The sequence below is a fragment of the Sphingopyxis sp. GW247-27LB genome (genome assembly GCF_002277025.1).
Classification (GTDB): domain Bacteria; phylum Pseudomonadota; class Alphaproteobacteria; order Sphingomonadales; family Sphingomonadaceae; genus Sphingopyxis.
Map to the genome: position 1 here is coordinate 128,673 of NZ_NIWD01000003.1, position 15,027 is coordinate 143,699.

Below are 15,027 nucleotides of genomic sequence, written 5' to 3' on the forward strand. Positions count from 1 at the left end.
CAGCGCCACCCACCGGCGCCCGTTTTTTACGTCTGTCCCCACCTGACCTTCTGGGACACAAGCTCAGGGCTTCTCTGTGCGAGATAGGAGGCGGAGCCCGCCACGAGACGCGCCATAGCCTGCCGCGCTCCTTCGGCATCGCCCTTGCGCACAGCTTCAAGGACGCGGCGCAAGAAACGCAACTGGACCGCACGCTCTTGCGCCGAATACCCCAGCGAGAGCGAGAATTCGCGGGTAAGCATATGCAACGCGGAAGTCAGAAGGCCGAAAAGCGGATTGCCGCTGGCCCAGCCGAGCATATCGTGAAAACGGCGATTCAGTTCCTCGAACTGGCTGCTCGCTTCGTTTCGCTCCAGCTCTTTGAGGCAATCGGCAAGTGCGCTCAGATCACCCGTGGTCGCGCGCTGGGCGGCATAGGCTGCAACATCCGCCGCAATCGCTTCGCGCAATTCGAGCAAGCCCCTCAAGTCCGCCTCCATGAAATGCAGGATCAGCGAGAGGCTGTTTGCGAAATCGCCAGTCTGCGGGCGAGCGACCACCGGCCCGCCACCGCGACCTAGTTGAAGATGGATAACGCCTTGGAGTTCAAGGAAGCGAAGCGCTTCGCGCAAGGTCGCTCGGGCGACATCGTATCGCGCAAGCATTTCGTCCTCGCGCGCCAACCTGTCGCCCGCAACATGCGCCCCGGCTTCGATATCGCGTACGATGTCCTGCGCAAGCGTGAGCGCACGCTTGGCCTTCCTCGAATCATCGACCTTCGGTTGCATCACTGGGAATCGCTCCTCTGATAAAACCTTATAAGAGTTTATCGGATGGCATGTCCAGCATCAGTCTATGAAGTTTGCAGTGCGGTCAAATGTCGCAACAATCCTTATAAGCTTTATTGACCACACCCTGCGAAACATCTACCTGTTTGATAGCAAGGTGAGTCTGCTTGCCTGGGATGGAGGACGAGACATGAGCATCGACACGATGGAGCTGGATACTGCCGGAAAAGTTGCAGCCATTCCGATCGACGAAATTGATGTCGCACGGCCGAGTCTTTTTCAGCAGGACACGATCGGCCTGTATTTCGACCGGCTGCGCAAAGAGGAGCCGGTCCACTATTGCCGCGAAAGCTATGTTGGGCCTTACTGGTCGATCACCAAGTTCGACGATATCATGGCTGTCGACACCAACCACAAAGTCTTTTCGTCGGAGGCAAAGCTCGGCGGTATCGCCATTCAGGACATGCATTCGGTGGAAGGCGCGCTCGAACTTGAAATGTTCATCGCTATGGATCCTCCAAAGCACGACCAGCAACGCAAGGCCGTCACCCCCGCTGTAGCGCCGTCCAACTTGCTGTTGCTCGAACCGACAATCCGCGAACGAGCGTGTCAGATTCTCGATGATCTGCCGATAGGCGAGGAATTTGATTGGGTTGACAAGGTCTCAGTTGAATTGACCACGATGACCCTTGCTACCCTATTCGATTTCCCGTGGGAGGAACGCCGCAAGCTCACGCGCTGGTCCGACGTCACAACGGCCGCCCCTGAAACCGGCATCGTCGAATCGTACGAAGCGAGGCGTGAAGAACTCATCGAGTGCGCGATGTATTTCAAAGGACTGTGGGAGCAGCGCATCAACGAAGAACCGAAGAACGATCTGATTTCCATAATGGCGCATTCCCCGGCGACACGGGATATGCCCTTCCTCGAATTTCTGGGTAACCTGCTGCTGCTGATCGTGGGCGGCAACGACACCACGCGCAATTCGATAAGCGGCGGTGTGCTGGCGCTCAATCAGAACCCCGATGAATATCGCAAACTGAATGACGACCCTTCGTTGATCGCCAGCATGGTGCCGGAAATCATCCGCTGGCAGACGCCGCTGACTCACATGCGCCGCACTGCGCTGCAGGACTGGGAGATTGGCGGCAAGCAGATCAAGAAGGGCGACAAGGTCGTGATGTGGTACCTGTCGGGCAACCGCGACGAAACGGTCATCGACCGGGCTGACCGGTTCATCATCGACCGCAAGAATCCGCGCCATCACCTGTCATTCGGTTATGGCATCCATCGATGCATGGGTAACAGGCTGGCAGAACTGCAGTTGCGGATCATCTGGGAAGAAATTCACAAGCGGTTCGCCAAGGTCGAAGTGACCGGCGAGCCCGAGCGCCTTTTCTCAAACCTTGTGCGCGGGATCACCAATCTGCCGGTGCGGCTGCACGCGCGCTGATTTGCTGAAGCAGAAATACGGAGTGTATGATGGTCAAAGTGACGTTCGTATCCAGCGATGGAACGCGGCGGGAAGTCGAAATTGCCGAGGGCGAAACCGCACGCGAGGCGGCGCTCTTCAATGATGTACCGGGCATCGACGGCGATTGCGGCGGTGTCTGCGCCTGTGCGACCTGCCATGTCCATGTCGATCCGGCCTGGATCGACAGGGTTGGTCGCCTGGTCGAAGGGGCAGCGGAGGCAGAGCTTCTGCAATTTGCCGAAGGTGCCAACGAATACAGTCGCCTCGCCTGCCAGATACCCATGGTGGAAGGAGTGGAAGGTTTGATTTTGCACGTTCCCGAGCAGCAATACTGACCAGACAGAGCGCAGCCCTGTCGTGCGCGTGCGGCGTCGCAAATTCAGTTTTGAACGGAGGTTTCAGTGCCAACTCAGCTAGAACCTGATGTCTAGACGAGCGAAGACGCATTTCGCACCGAAATGCGGCAATTCCTCGCCGCCCATTTCCCTGACGAATTAAGGGGCGCGGGCAATATGCTGGCCGGGCCCATTGGCAGCTTCGGCTTGTGGATCATCCTGGCCGACGCGCATCCGGAAGCTTCGAGGGACAGCTCCAGCGTGTCGGTGACATCCCCGGCCCGCATGGTGGTACACAGCTTCCAAAGGATGACATAACGGGAGAAGTCGTCGAGCACGGTCGACAGGTACACCAAGCCCCAGCCGATGATCTTGAAGTAGGTGAAGTCGGTCTGCCACATCTCGTTCGACCGCGTCGTCTTGGTGTGGAACCCGTCGGCGGCCTTGATCACGATGAAGGCCGGACTGGCGATCAGGTCATGGGCTTTCAACATACGGTAAACCGTGGCTTCCGACACGAAGTAGCGCTTCTCGTCGGTGAAGCGCACCGCGAGCTCGCGGGGTGACAGGTCGGTTGTATCCAACGCCATGTCGATGATCTGCTGCTGGATATCATCGCAGATGCGGTTCCACACCCGCCTCGGGGCCGATGGCCGATCCTCCAGCGCCTCCGGCCCGCGCTCGAGGTAGCGGTCGTACCAGCGTTAGAAGGTCCGGCGCGGGATGCCCAACTGCTCCAGCGTGCGCTTGGCCGGCAGGTGCGACTGCTCGACGATCCGAATGATCTCCAGCTTCTCGGATGCGGGTTACCTCATTCGTCGTCGGCCCTATCCGCGATCATGCTTTTTTTGAGCAACCGGTTTTCCAGCGTCAGATTGGCCACGCATTCCTTAAGGGCACGGGCTTCGCGGCGCAGGTCGTGCACCTCGCCGGTGGTCGCGGCACGGGCGGTGTCGCCCGCCAAGCGCCGCTTGCCCGCCTCCATGAACTCCTTCGACCACGTGTAATACAAGCTCTGGGCGATGACATCCTTGCAGCACAGCTCGGCGATGCTGTCCTCGCCGCGCAGGCCTTCCAGCACGATCCTGATTTTGTCCTCTGCAGAGAAGTGCCGGCGCGTCGCACGCCGTATGTCCTTCACCAGCCGCTCAGCAGGGGCCTTCGGCGCCGATTTTTTCAAGGAGGATTGGGCTTCATCCTCGTTCCTTAGTCACTACGACGAAGCCCAAATCCTCCTTAAATCACAACCTCAAATCTGTGCCATTGGTGCTGACGGCGGACAGCACCGGCAATCCGCCCTCACATGAAGCGCTCGGGTTGAGCCATGTCGGTCTCCACGCAGAGGTTCGTTTCTTGGTAGACAACTCGTTGCACGAAATAGCTCGTCGGTCAATTGGCGCTGGCACGCGAAGCCAAGAGCGGCCCGCCTCGCGGGAGGGCGCTCACCGCCGAACGATTGCCGGCTCGATCGGACTATTCTGCAACACGGCGGGAGGCAGGTAGGGCTCCGTGCCGCGATATTCGCAATTAGTTAGCCGTCAGTGCTGGCAACCTGATGCAGCGGGGGCAGAACGGCCGCGGCGCGCCGCCTCAGACGCGAGCGGTGCCAGTTGGGGATATCGGCTTGCTGACGATGAATGGCGTCGGCCATTTCAAATCTTCCACGGCTCCTATCGAGGAGGCATGTCTTCCGATCCGCTTTCGAGATTGCCGGACATTTTCGTCAGCAATGAGCGCATCGCGCGTATCTCAGTTGGGGAAATCATATGGAGCAGTCGCGCGTAGATCATGTCGGCTTCGGCGCGCAGCTGAGGCAGGATTTCGATCGCTCGGGGCAAAAGATGAAGTTCCCAGACGCGCCGGTCGCCCTTGGCAGCGCGCCGTTCCGCGAGCACCATTCTTTCCAGCTGGTCGACAACATGGCCAACGCTGGCACGCTCCAGTTCGAGGCATTTGGAGAGGTCGGTTTGGGTCATGCCCGGGGTCCGATAGATATAGACGAGCGCGCGCCACTGGGTTCGCGTCAATCCGAAGCGCGCCGTTGAGGCATCAAACTTCCGACGCAGTTTGCGGGGCACTTCCTCGATGAGAAAGACAAACTCGTCTGAGGCCGTCAGAAGACTTTTCGCGGGAGAGATGCCGCTTGTATTGCGAGGTTCAACCATCGTCATGGACTGTAGAGCCAACATCATATTCTGAAAACCCTTTACTGTAAGATATGATATAGTATGATCGTGGAATGATTGATCAGTCGATCACGCTTGCCGGGAAAGCGGGCCATGAAATCGCAGCGTCGGTTGATGGCCCGGAACTCGGATTACCGGTAATCCTCGCGCACGGCGGCGGACAGACCCGAAGGGCATGGAGGGCGGTAGCCCACCGGCTCGCGAGCCATGGTTTCCGGACCATCGCAGTCGATATGCGCGGGCACGGCGAGAGTGCATGGGCCAGCGACGGAGCCTATGATATCTCCGATTTTGCGGCCGATCTCGTCGAGATCGCTGCGGCGACGGCGAGCAAACCGGCGCTGATTGGCGCGTCTCTTGGTGGCCTGGCCGGGATCATCGCCGAGGGAAAATGCGCACCGGGAAGTTTCGGATCGCTGACGCTGGTCGACGTCACACCTCAGATGGAACCGAGCGGCGTCGCCCGCGTGGTCGGTTTCATGGCGGCGCATGCGCGCGATGGTTTTGCGTCGGTGGAAGAGGCCGCACAGGTCATTGCCGACTATCTGCCCCATCGCCCCAGCCGGAAGGCTTCGGCCGGGCTAGCACACTATCTGCGCCGCAAGGACGATGAACGCTTCTATTGGCACTGGGACCCCGCCTTCATCGAAAGAGTGACGCAGCAGGGCGGCGGCGTTTCCAGCGACCATGGCCGCACCGAGCTCAGCGCGGCCGCTGCCTGCTTGACCTTGCCGGTGCATCTGATCCGCGGCGGGTCAAGCGATCTCGTCTCGCTGGAAGCCGTCAAGCATTTCCAGGGCCTTGTCCCTCATATGGCGTATAGCGACATTGCGAATGCGACTCATATGGTGGTGGGGGACGAGAACGACGCTTTCGGGCAATCGATCCTAGAGTTTTTGCTCGGCATCCATGAAGCGGAAATGAAATCATGAATGCCCCCGCCGTCCCGGGGCTTGAGGAATTACGTGACCTATTGGCGCTGGCCCCTTTTCACCGCTGGCTCGGGCTCAGCATCGCTGAGGTCGGCGCCAACGAGTTGGTGATCTCCATGCCTTGGCGAGACGAAATCATCTCAAATCCGACGGTCGGCGCGGCGCATGGTGGCATCGTATCGGCTTTGATCGATCTGACCGGCCTCTATACGATCATCGCGATGGGGGGTGCTGCGCGGGCGACGGCGGACCTCCATGTGGATTTTCACCGACCGGCCAAGCTGGGGCCGCTTCGCGCGATCGGCAGCCCGGTGAAATTAGGGCGGCAGATAAGCGTCGCGGCTACCCGGATCCTAGCCGCAGACGGAACCTTGGTGGCGAGTGGTAGAGGGGCCTACGTCGCCTGATAACCGCCCGAGGCGAGCCAATCTGCGCGGCCAGATGCATGCCCAGCAGCTTTCGGAGCCGAGGCAGTGGCGGCAGCGACACGCTTTTTGGCGACGTGTCCCTAGGCCGAACCCACGACCGGACGGCCGCGCATCGGCCATTCAGTCAAATCGGCTCCCTGCCGGTCACACGCGGGTTTGGCCGCTCGCCTTTGAGCCGTCGACTTTGCCTAGTCCGACAGGCCAGCCACGCAGCGCATGGAGATCAAGTTCTCCTGTGCTGCGTGACTAGACTGCTGGGTCAGGTCAGGGCGCCGGGGTGCGATTCGCGATCGCATCCTCGATCAGATCCTGCATGACCTGTTCGAGCTCGACGCCTTTCCGGTCGCCTCCGCTCGATATTTCGGTGGCGATCAAAGCGTAATAGCCGGTCTCGCGATCGATCCAGCCGGTCCAACCATAGGCACCCGGTGAGGAATTGATCTTGGACGTCGCGCAGGCCGAAGGCGTGTCGCATTCGACAAAGGAGCCGAGCGCATATTCCCAATTGCCCGCGCTCGCCGGCACGAAAACGCGCGGCAAGCCTGCGGTACGTTGCTGGGTGAAGCTTGTCATATCGGTAATAAAGCTGCCGCCAAGGAAGGCACGCAGAAGTTTCGCATAGTCGCGCGGCGTCGAATAGGCGCCGCCCGCGACCCACGGGTTGGTGGGAGCGCTTCCCGCAGGGTCATACCAGGTCGTGCTCGTCATCCCGAGCGGGGTCGTCACATGCTGCGCGAACAGTTCGTGAAAATTGCGCTGGCGTGCCGGTGACGTGCCGGGCGCAATGCTTATATCCTTTGCCTCCAGATAGGCAGCGGCGACCTGAAGGCCGTGCGGTCCATAGCTATATTGCGCGCCGGGCGCGTTGCCCGGGCGCAAAATATCATAGCGCAAATCGTGGATGCTCTTCGCGCAATTGTAGAGCGTCATGGCCGGAAGCAGCTGACAGCCGCCAACGAGCGGGCTCGCATTGAAGCCCGACGTCATCGACAGCGCATGCTTGAGTTGGACATCCTTCTTCGTTCCGATCGTGGTCCAGAAGGCAAGCGGCGGCCGCATCGGATCGTCGAGCGTCGCGATGCCAGCCTGCACCATGCGCATCCCCAGCGCGCCGGCGAACCATTTGGAGGCCGACGCAAGCGGGGTCACCCGATCGATACCAAAGCTGCCCTTCTCGTAAGCGAAGAGATAGTCGGGATCCGAAGCATTCCCGACGATGAAATAGCCGTTATCGACCTCGGTATCAGCGTCGATTGCCGACTGTAACGCGGTCCAGTCATAGGTATAACCGCCGACGGTGGCCGAAAGGCTGGCGGCCGCGGGCGCCGATGCCGCCGACGTCGACGCTTTAGCAGCGGGCGCCGCAGGCGGAAGCTGCACCATGGGACGCGCCTCGCCGCCGCCGTTGCCCCCGAACCCGCCCTGCGCCGCAAAGGCCGCAGCCCCAGCCATCGCCGCACCAGCGGCAAGCCACATCCATTTCGTTCTTCCAGCCATTTTCTCTCTCCCAGCTTCGTTGCACATCGTCGAAACGGAGGGCCTAGCGCGGCCGGACGGGCTAGGGCCTGGGCTGGCCGTTCCCGAAGTGAACATTGAGCAGATGGTCGAGCTGCGCCTTGCGAAAGCCGGCGACGACGCCAGACTCGGGCGCAAATTTTGCGAGACGGTCGCTTGCCGCATCGTAACGCGGCCAGTCGCGAACGAGTGCGCAGCCAGGAACGCCCGTCTTGGCGAAGCCAACCCAGCAGGCGGCGATGCCTTCGCCGAAGCGGCGATCCTCGTCACCGACGGCGCCGGCGACCGACGCGAAATAGTCGAGCGTCCCGAACAGATAGGGGATTTCAGACCCGTGCGCGGCGCCCTTGGCGCGGTCGCGCCGCGCCGCTGCGACATAGTCGAAATGATAGAGATACGAAGGCGCCCCTCCCGCCGTCCGGGCCGCGAGCCAGCGCGCCGGGGCGACGAACCAGGCGTCGCCCAACACCTGGCGCGCCAGTTCATCATCGGCCAGCCCCATGCCATAGGCGGCCCGGCCCGCCGCCTGGTCGCGCCCTAGATAGGCGAGCGCGGCGGATGGCGGCACGCCCATGGCAAGGATGACGCTCGCCTCGTTGCTGTTCGCGCCGACGAGGAGCGGAACGTCGATCGGCTCGCTACGCGCAAAGACGCGCCAAGGCGCTTCGCGTACCAGGTCGCCGTCGAGGATGGGGCCGGTCATCGCGCCCGGCGTCCGGACCTCGCCAGCGGCAACGAGCGCGGCGGCGGGCAGCGCGCGAAGCGCGTCGAGCGATGCTGAAGGCGGCGCACCTGCGCGCGCTGCCAACGCCGCGCCTAGCGCTTCTTGCTCGCCAAGCGGGCGCGGATCGAGGAGACCAACGCCCGACTGAACGATCGCCTTGGCGAACAGGCCTTTGGCTTCGGGCTGGGCAAGGATCGTCGTCACTCCGATCGCCCCGGCGGATTCGCCGAACAAGGTGATCTGGCGCGGATCGCCACCAAATGCGGCGATATTTTTCTTCACCCACCGCAGGGCGGCCAATTGGTCCATCAGGCCGTAATTGGCGAGCGCCTCGCCGCGCGGCTTGGCCGCGCTGAGCGCGGGATGGGCGAAATAACCGAGCGCGCCCAACCGATAGTTGATCGTCACCAAAACCACACCTTGCCGCGCGAAGGCGGTGCCGTCGAAAACCGGGAAGGTGCCCGAACCGACCACATGGGCGCCGCCATGGATCCAGACCATCACTGGCAGCTTTCGCGCCCCCGCCGGGCGCCAGATGTTCAGCTGGAGGCAATCCTCAGACTGATGCTCGGCTACCCCGCCCGCGACAAGTGCGGGGCGCACCGTCTGCGGACAAGCCGGGCCGAGTTTTGCGGCATCGCGGACGCCCCGCCAGCGCGGCGGTGCCTGCGGCGCCCGCCAGCGAAGAGCGCCGACCGGTGCGGCGGCGAAAGGAATATCAAGGAAGCGCTCGACGTCCCCCGTGCGCGCGCCCGCAAGGCGCCCCTGCGCGATTGTCGCCGCGGGGGCCGTCTCCGCCGCCGCGACAGACACCGATCCGGTCAGCATCGCGGCACCGAACAGTGCTGCCATCACCAAATGCCGCATTGCGCCCTCCTACCCTTCCCGACCAGCGGCTGGAGGCCGCGGACGGGAGCGCGACCTAGAAAGAAATGCGTCCTTCGACGCCGACGACGCGAGGCTGGCTGTACCGGTTGATCGTCGGCGCCTGCGCGACGAAATAAACCTTGTCGAAGACGTTGTTCGCGAACGCGCTGACGCTGATCTTGCCGAAGTCGACGCCGACCCGAAGATTGACGAGGACATAATCATCGAGGTCGACCGAGGTCGCTGTCAGCTCCTGTTTGCCGCCCCATTGACCACTGATCAGGACATTGCTGGTCAGCGCGACATCCTTGGTGACCGGGTAGCGCAGATTGAGGTTGGCCGAGGCGAGCCAGTCGGGAACCTGCGCAAGGTCCAGCCCGTCATAGCGGCCGCTCTTGACCTTGCCCTCTTGCCGCGAGCCACTCAAGGCGAGGCGGCCATTGCCTTCGCCGAGATCGAAGCCCTGGCTATATTCGGCCTCGATACCCCAGCTTTTCGCATCGCCTGCGTTGGTTAGATAGGCGACCGCGGCGATCGGGCACGCCGGATTGGTGAGCGCGCAGCCATCGTCGACCTGCGCGATCAGGTCTTCAAGCTCGGTGTAATAGCCCGCGATTGCGAAATAGCCGCGGCGGATCGGACTGCCCTTGATGCCGACTTCGTAAGACGTGCTGTTTTCGTTGCCGAACAGCACCTGCACAGGACTCGGCGCGCGCGGATCGGAGAGGCGCGTGTTGAACCCGCCGGCCCGATAGCTGCTGCCGACCTTGCCATAGGCGAGGATGTTCGACGTGAGCTTGTACGAGAGGGTCGCATTGTAGGAGAGATTGTCGGCGTTGATGCTGTCGTCGATGATCCGCGATGGCCCGCCGGTGGGCAGGCCAGTCCCCAAATCGTAAAGCCGCGCCGAGATGCTCCGGCTGTCGCGGGTATAGCGCAGTTCGCCGGTCAGGTTGAGGCTGTCGGTGATGTCGAAACCGAGCGAGCCATAGGCCGCATAGCTTTCGAAATGCAGCCGCGCGGGCGCGATATTGCCCGGCGACGGATTGGCGAGCGTCGGCGTGCGCGTCGTCGCCACCGAGAAATCGCTGTCGAGCAACAGCATTTCGGCGCCGACCAGCCATGTGAAGCGATCGCTCGCCCCGCTGACATGAATATCCTGCGAAAAATTGTCGGTCGTGTCGACGACGTAGGACGCGGTGCTGGCATCGAGCGGCGTGAGAGCGCCGATCTGCCCCGCGGCGCGCGCACGCGCCAGCTCGGCGGGGCTGATCGCGTCATTGTCGAGATCATATTCGGACGTGCGCTTGCGAAAGGAGGTTGTCGACGTCAGGTCGGCACCGCCCAGATCCACGCGGACGAGCGCCTGAAGGCCGTCCACGTCCTGGCTGGCGCGCGGCGCGGTGTTCCAGGGGTAGCGAAAGCGATCCTGCGTATAACCGCCGGGAAAGCCTGGCGTGCCCGCGGGAATGGATATCTGGTAATGGATCGTCGGCGTGGTCAGCCGCTGGGTCTCGGCCGTGATGATCGCGTCGACCGGCCCGCGCTTCAGCCGGATCTGGCCGCGCAGTCCGTGGCCCTTCTGCTGGTCGAAATAGACGTCGTTGTCGGGATTGTAGAAGAAGCCCTTGTCCTGCTCGACGAGATCGCCGCTGATGCGGATCGCCAGGCCATCGGCGAGCGGGACATTGATCGCGCCCTGCGTCTGGAAGCTGTTGTTCTCGAAGCCATAGCGCGCGCTCGCCCAGCCCGAGAGATCGAATTCGGGCTCGGCCGAGATGATATTGATCGCGCCGCCGACCGCGTTGCGGCCGTACAGCGCGCCCTGCGTCCCGCGCAGAACCTCGACGCGGCCGATGTCGAGCAGGTCGAGCCGCGTGAAGTTGCGACCGCCCACCGGACCGCCGGCGATATAGGCACCGTTGCGATAGAGCCCGACGCTCGGGTCGCCATTGGTGGCACGCGCGGTCGACGAAGCGCGGATCGAGATCTCCGACGTGACGGACGAGTTCAGATTGTTGAAGCGAACGCTTGGCTGATCGGCGAGGAGTTCGCCGCTGCCCGTGGCGCCGCCGCGATCGGTGAGCGACGTGATATCGATGACCGACGCCGCGGTCGGCACATCGGCCAGCCGCTCTTCGCGGCGGCGCGCCGTTACGACTATGGCGCCGTCATCATCCGCTTCAGCCGCGTCCGGAAGAGCTTCGGACGGTGCGTCTTGAGCGAAAGCAGGCGGAGCGACGGCTACCCAAATCGCGGCCGTGCAGAAAAGAAGGTTCGCTCTGCGTCCCATGGTCACTCTCCCCATCTTGTTATCGCAATTATTATCGATAATTTTGTGCAAAACCGTCGGCAAGTCAAGCCGGAAAGCGCAATGTCTTTGCAGGTGGTTCGCTGGTCTAAGAGACGACGGCGCTCAGCAGGTCGCGGACGCCCCGCGCCGTAGCGGCAAGGGGGTCAGGTGTGACCGTCGATAAATCGTCGGTCACAGCGTGGTGATGACGGTGTGCGCCAAAGATGCCGGCATGACGCACGTAGCCGGCCTTTATCACTTCCGAGAGTTCGCCCGCTGTGCCTTCCGCCGAAGGATAGGCCATTTCCAACCCCGGCTGGCCTTTGAATATCTCGCGCGCACACGTCACGAATTCGGGCGATGTCATGAGAAAACGATAGGGATCGGCGCTTGGCAGCGGCAGCAAGCGCCCCGGCATTTCCTGATAGTCACGTGCTGCCGCATTGGCGCCGAGATGAAACCAGAAAGCGGTCTCGCCGGGGGCTGGACCCACCTTGTCGGCGATATGGCTCGCACCGAGATTCTCATATTCATGCCCGCTGTTGCACAGGAAGAGCAGGCTGTGTTGCGGAAACGCTCGGGGCATCCAGCCGGCAAGCGCGAGCCACATCGCGATACCCGGCCCCCGCTCGCCGGCGCAATCGGTCCAGCCTGAACGCGGCGTAGAGACGACGAGCCAAGGGCGACCGGAGCGAACGCGTCGCCCGATTATATTCTGCGCTGCCCGAATCCCACCGCGCCCGCGAAGCGCTAATTTCGCCGCGGCACCGTGGCGCGCGGCTTCAATCACCGGGGCGGCGAGTCGCGGCGCGAGCAAGGCAAGTGGCTTGTCCGATACAGGATGACCGGCCGGGACATTGAGGAGCAAGGCCTCGCCCGTCGGCCCAGTCGTAATGAGAATGACCCCGTTCGCACCGCGCGCAAGCGCATCGGCGAGCGGCTCGCGCACTGCACGATCTACGAGGCTCGACCAGCGGCGGAAAGGCAGGCGCACGACGGCGATCGCGCCGTCGAGGCGTTCAGGGATTTCTGCGAGGCGCAGCGGCGCAGCGAGACCGGCCTCGCCGGTTTCGACGGCGAGCGGCTGTGCGACGAGCGGTATCGTGTGGTCGCCGAGCGTAAGTTCGCAATGCGACGCCTCGAACCAAGGCACGTCAAACGTCTGGCGATCCACTTCGAATCCGGCACTGAACAGCCGCTTCGCTGTCCAGTCGGCGGTCCAGCGATCGCCCGCGCCGCCCGACTGCTTGTTGCCGGCCTCGGCATAGCTTTGGACGTCGGCGAAGAGGCGTCCGGGGCCGAACATGGTCAAATCCAGGGATACAGCGGCAGCGGAGTCAACCTGCAATGCGATCGGCGCCGCGAGGCCCGCCTTAAGCAAGGTGCGGCGGTCGGTCGGGAGACGGCTCATGTCACTTTTGCGCGGCGGCGGCTGGGCTTAGGCTTTGCGTGGCGGGCCTTATATTCCTCGAGTGCGCGCCCAAAACTATTCTGAGTAACCCCGATCAGATCGCGCGCCACCGCATCGGCGGCATCGCCATCGCGCGCGACGATATGGCGGCAAAGCGCGTCGTAGAGGATGGCCGATCGCTTCGCCGCCTCGTTGCCATGCGTCTCGATATAGCTGTCAGTATAGACATTGTGCTGCCAGCGCGCGAGCAGCGCGACCCGATCGAGGAGCTCGAGCGCGAGCGGCGCATTGCTGCGTTTGGCGATAAAGCGACCGATGCGGTTCGAGACCTTGATATGCTCGAACGTATTGTCGGTGCGCTGGGTGACATCCTTATATTCGACAAGCCGGTGCATCAGTTCGCGCCCGTCGCGGTCGGTCATTTCGGCGGCCGCAAGGCGACAAACGACGCCGAACAGCGATTTCCACAGTTCATAGACCTCGTTCGCAGCATGCTCGTCGATATCGATCACATAGGTGCCGCGCCACGGCACGACCTTGACAAGCCCGATCCGCGCGAGATGCCGGAACGCCTCGCGCACCGGCGCATGGCTCACTCCGAAGCGCGCGGCGATTTCGCGCTCGCGCAGCCACGATCCGGGCGGAATCCGCCATTCGACGATGTCGTCGGTCAAAAGGCGCGCGATCACGCGGTCCTGCGTCGGCGCGCTGTCGTCGTCGGTCTTCGTCGCGGCCATGTCTCTCCGTTCGGCTTTCCCTGCTCGCGGCGCCATCCTAATCGGGCAGCGCACACGAGCAATCGATGATTGCGAATGAATTTATTATCGATAATATGGAGAATGACAAGCATCGGAAAATCGGAGTCGGATCTTGAAGCGCACCATCCTCTTTTTCGCAGCCGCGGTTGCGGCACAGCCAGCCGCGGCAGGCGAACCCGCCCCTCTTCCCGGCTGTGCCGAAGCGATCGCCTATTCTGAGGCTAATTCCGGCGTTGCGCTGCTGATACTTGAAGATGGCAAAGTGCGCTGCCGATCGGCAGACATCGCGACGCCGCAGGAACTCTGGTCGGGCACCAAGAGCCTTGTCGGGCTGATGGCGGCGGCGGGCGCACAGGATGGACTTCTAACCCTCGACGAGCGGGCATCGGAGACACTCGCTGAATGGAGGGGCGACCCCAAAAAGGAACAGATCACGCTTCGGCAATTGCTGTCGATGACGGGCGGCCAGGCATCGACCGTCGGCAGGGCCCAAGGGTATCTGGACTCGGTGAAGGCACCGCTCACGGCGGCGCCGGGCAGCAAATTCCAATATGGTCCCGCCCCGATGCAAATCTTTGGAGAGATCATGCGGCGCAAGCTCGTTGCCAAGGGCCAAGACGGCAACGCTCGCCATTATGTGGAGCGGCGCATTCTCACTCCGCTTGGGGTTACCATAGGCAGTTGGCGCAGCGGCCCCGATGGCGCACCGCTCATGCCGCAGGGCCTCGTGCTGGCAGCGTCCGAGTGGGCGAAGATCGGCGAGTTCGTCCGCGGCGGTGGGAAGCTCGACGGCAAGCCGCTTGTCGATGAACTGGCGTTCGCCGAGCTGTTCAAGGGTAGCCAGGCCAATCCGGCCTACGGTCTCACCTGGTGGTTGCCCCGTAGCACGCCGGCTGTCGATATTGTTACCCGGTCCACCGATATCACCAGTCATGCCAACGAACTCCCGGCGGATATGGTCGTCGCCGCCGGCGCGGGCGATCAACGCCTCTATATCATTCCGTCGCTTCGGCTTACAATCGTTAGGCAGGCGAAACTCGATCTGGCGGCTTTGGCGGCGGGGGAAAAAGGCGATTGGTCCGATTGGCGGTTCCTGTCACTGTTGCTGAAAGCGGCGAGTGACTAATTTGAAACGCGGCCGAAAACATGTCGGGGCCGATCGAACCTAGGCCGTGCCGCTGCAATATGATCATTGAGAATTGCTGGCCGAATGGAAACGCGGCACGTGGAGTTTGCCGCTGGACCAAAATGATGACGGTTATTGACAGCCCGCGCGGCAATCATACCCGAGGGGCGGAACCTTGCACGCGACGCCGCAGTGGGGCGAAGAAGGATGC

Annotated in this window: 12 protein-coding genes and 1 pseudogene; 5 read left to right on the top strand and 8 right to left on the bottom strand. The window is 62.5% G+C overall.

Going from position 1 to position 15,027, the window contains the following annotated elements; genetic code table 11:
- Positions 1-26 precede the first annotated feature (26 nt).
- A complete protein-coding gene (locus tag CD928_RS04355) occupies positions 27-767 on the bottom strand; it encodes a FadR/GntR family transcriptional regulator (RefSeq protein ID WP_039575369.1) in 741 nt (246 codons plus the stop codon).
- A gap of 190 nt (positions 768-957) precedes the next feature.
- Here CD928_RS04355 and CD928_RS04360 point away from each other — a divergent pair, with 190 nt between their 5' ends.
- Positions 958-2,220 carry a cytochrome P450 gene (locus CD928_RS04360; RefSeq protein ID WP_039575372.1) on the top strand — a complete coding sequence of 421 codons (1,263 nt, stop codon included), beginning with the start codon at positions 958-960 and terminating at the stop codon, positions 2,218-2,220.
- Between the two features lie 29 nt (positions 2,221-2,249).
- Positions 2,250-2,576, top strand: a complete 327-nt coding sequence (locus CD928_RS04365; RefSeq protein WP_039580993.1) for a 2Fe-2S iron-sulfur cluster-binding protein — start codon at positions 2,250-2,252, stop codon at positions 2,574-2,576.
- Between the two features lie 197 nt (positions 2,577-2,773).
- Here the strand turns inward: CD928_RS04365 and CD928_RS04370 are convergent.
- Together CD928_RS04370 and CD928_RS04375 are read right to left on the bottom strand one after the other, a co-directional pair.
- Positions 2,774-3,756, bottom strand: a pseudogene (locus CD928_RS04370) (helix-turn-helix domain-containing protein); the annotation flags it as partial.
- A 490-nt stretch (positions 3,757-4,246) separates the two neighbouring features.
- Positions 4,247-4,747: a MarR family winged helix-turn-helix transcriptional regulator gene (locus CD928_RS04375; RefSeq protein WP_223181259.1), complete on the bottom strand. Its 501-nt coding sequence runs from the start codon at positions 4,745-4,747 to the stop codon at positions 4,247-4,249.
- A 68-nt stretch (positions 4,748-4,815) separates the two neighbouring features.
- Here CD928_RS04375 and CD928_RS04380 point away from each other — a divergent pair, with 68 nt between their 5' ends.
- Positions 4,816-5,694, top strand: coding sequence for an alpha/beta fold hydrolase (locus CD928_RS04380; RefSeq protein ID WP_039575377.1), 879 nt, complete (start codon positions 4,816-4,818; stop codon positions 5,692-5,694).
- Positions 5,691-6,101, top strand: coding sequence for a hotdog fold thioesterase (locus tag CD928_RS04385; protein ID WP_054588691.1), 411 nt, complete (start codon positions 5,691-5,693; stop codon positions 6,099-6,101). Before CD928_RS04380 ends, CD928_RS04385 begins: the two co-directional genes overlap by 4 nt.
- A 285-nt stretch (positions 6,102-6,386) precedes the next feature.
- On the opposite strand, the gene CD928_RS04390 is transcribed toward CD928_RS04385, so the two are convergent.
- The 5 genes from CD928_RS04390 to CD928_RS04410 form a co-directional block, all read right to left on the bottom strand.
- Positions 6,387-7,619, bottom strand: a complete 1,233-nt coding sequence (locus tag CD928_RS04390) for a serine hydrolase (protein WP_136173728.1) — start codon at positions 7,617-7,619, stop codon at positions 6,387-6,389.
- A gap of 61 nt (positions 7,620-7,680) precedes the next feature.
- Entirely contained in the window at positions 7,681-9,228 is a 1,548-nt protein-coding gene (locus CD928_RS04395; RefSeq protein ID WP_082665267.1) for a carboxylesterase/lipase family protein, read from the bottom strand.
- A gap of 55 nt (positions 9,229-9,283) precedes the next feature.
- The gene (locus CD928_RS04400) at positions 9,284-11,350 is read right to left on the bottom strand and encodes a TonB-dependent receptor (RefSeq protein ID WP_176473446.1); all 2,067 of its coding nucleotides are present in this window, start codon (positions 11,348-11,350) and stop codon (positions 9,284-9,286) included.
- A 277-nt stretch (positions 11,351-11,627) separates the two neighbouring features.
- Entirely contained in the window at positions 11,628-12,932 is a 1,305-nt protein-coding gene (locus CD928_RS04405; RefSeq protein ID WP_095385523.1) for a hypothetical protein, read from the bottom strand.
- Positions 12,929-13,669: a GntR family transcriptional regulator gene (locus CD928_RS04410; protein ID WP_052208263.1), complete on the bottom strand. Its 741-nt coding sequence runs from the start codon at positions 13,667-13,669 to the stop codon at positions 12,929-12,931. The genes CD928_RS04405 and CD928_RS04410 overlap by 4 nt, the downstream gene beginning before the upstream one ends.
- Positions 13,670-13,802: 133 nt before the next feature.
- On the opposite strand from CD928_RS04410, the gene CD928_RS04415 reads away from it, so the two are divergent.
- Positions 13,803-14,816 (top strand): serine hydrolase, encoded by a 1,014-nt coding sequence (locus CD928_RS04415; protein ID WP_052208266.1) that lies wholly within the window; start codon positions 13,803-13,805, stop codon positions 14,814-14,816.
- Positions 14,817-15,027 lie beyond the last annotated feature (211 nt).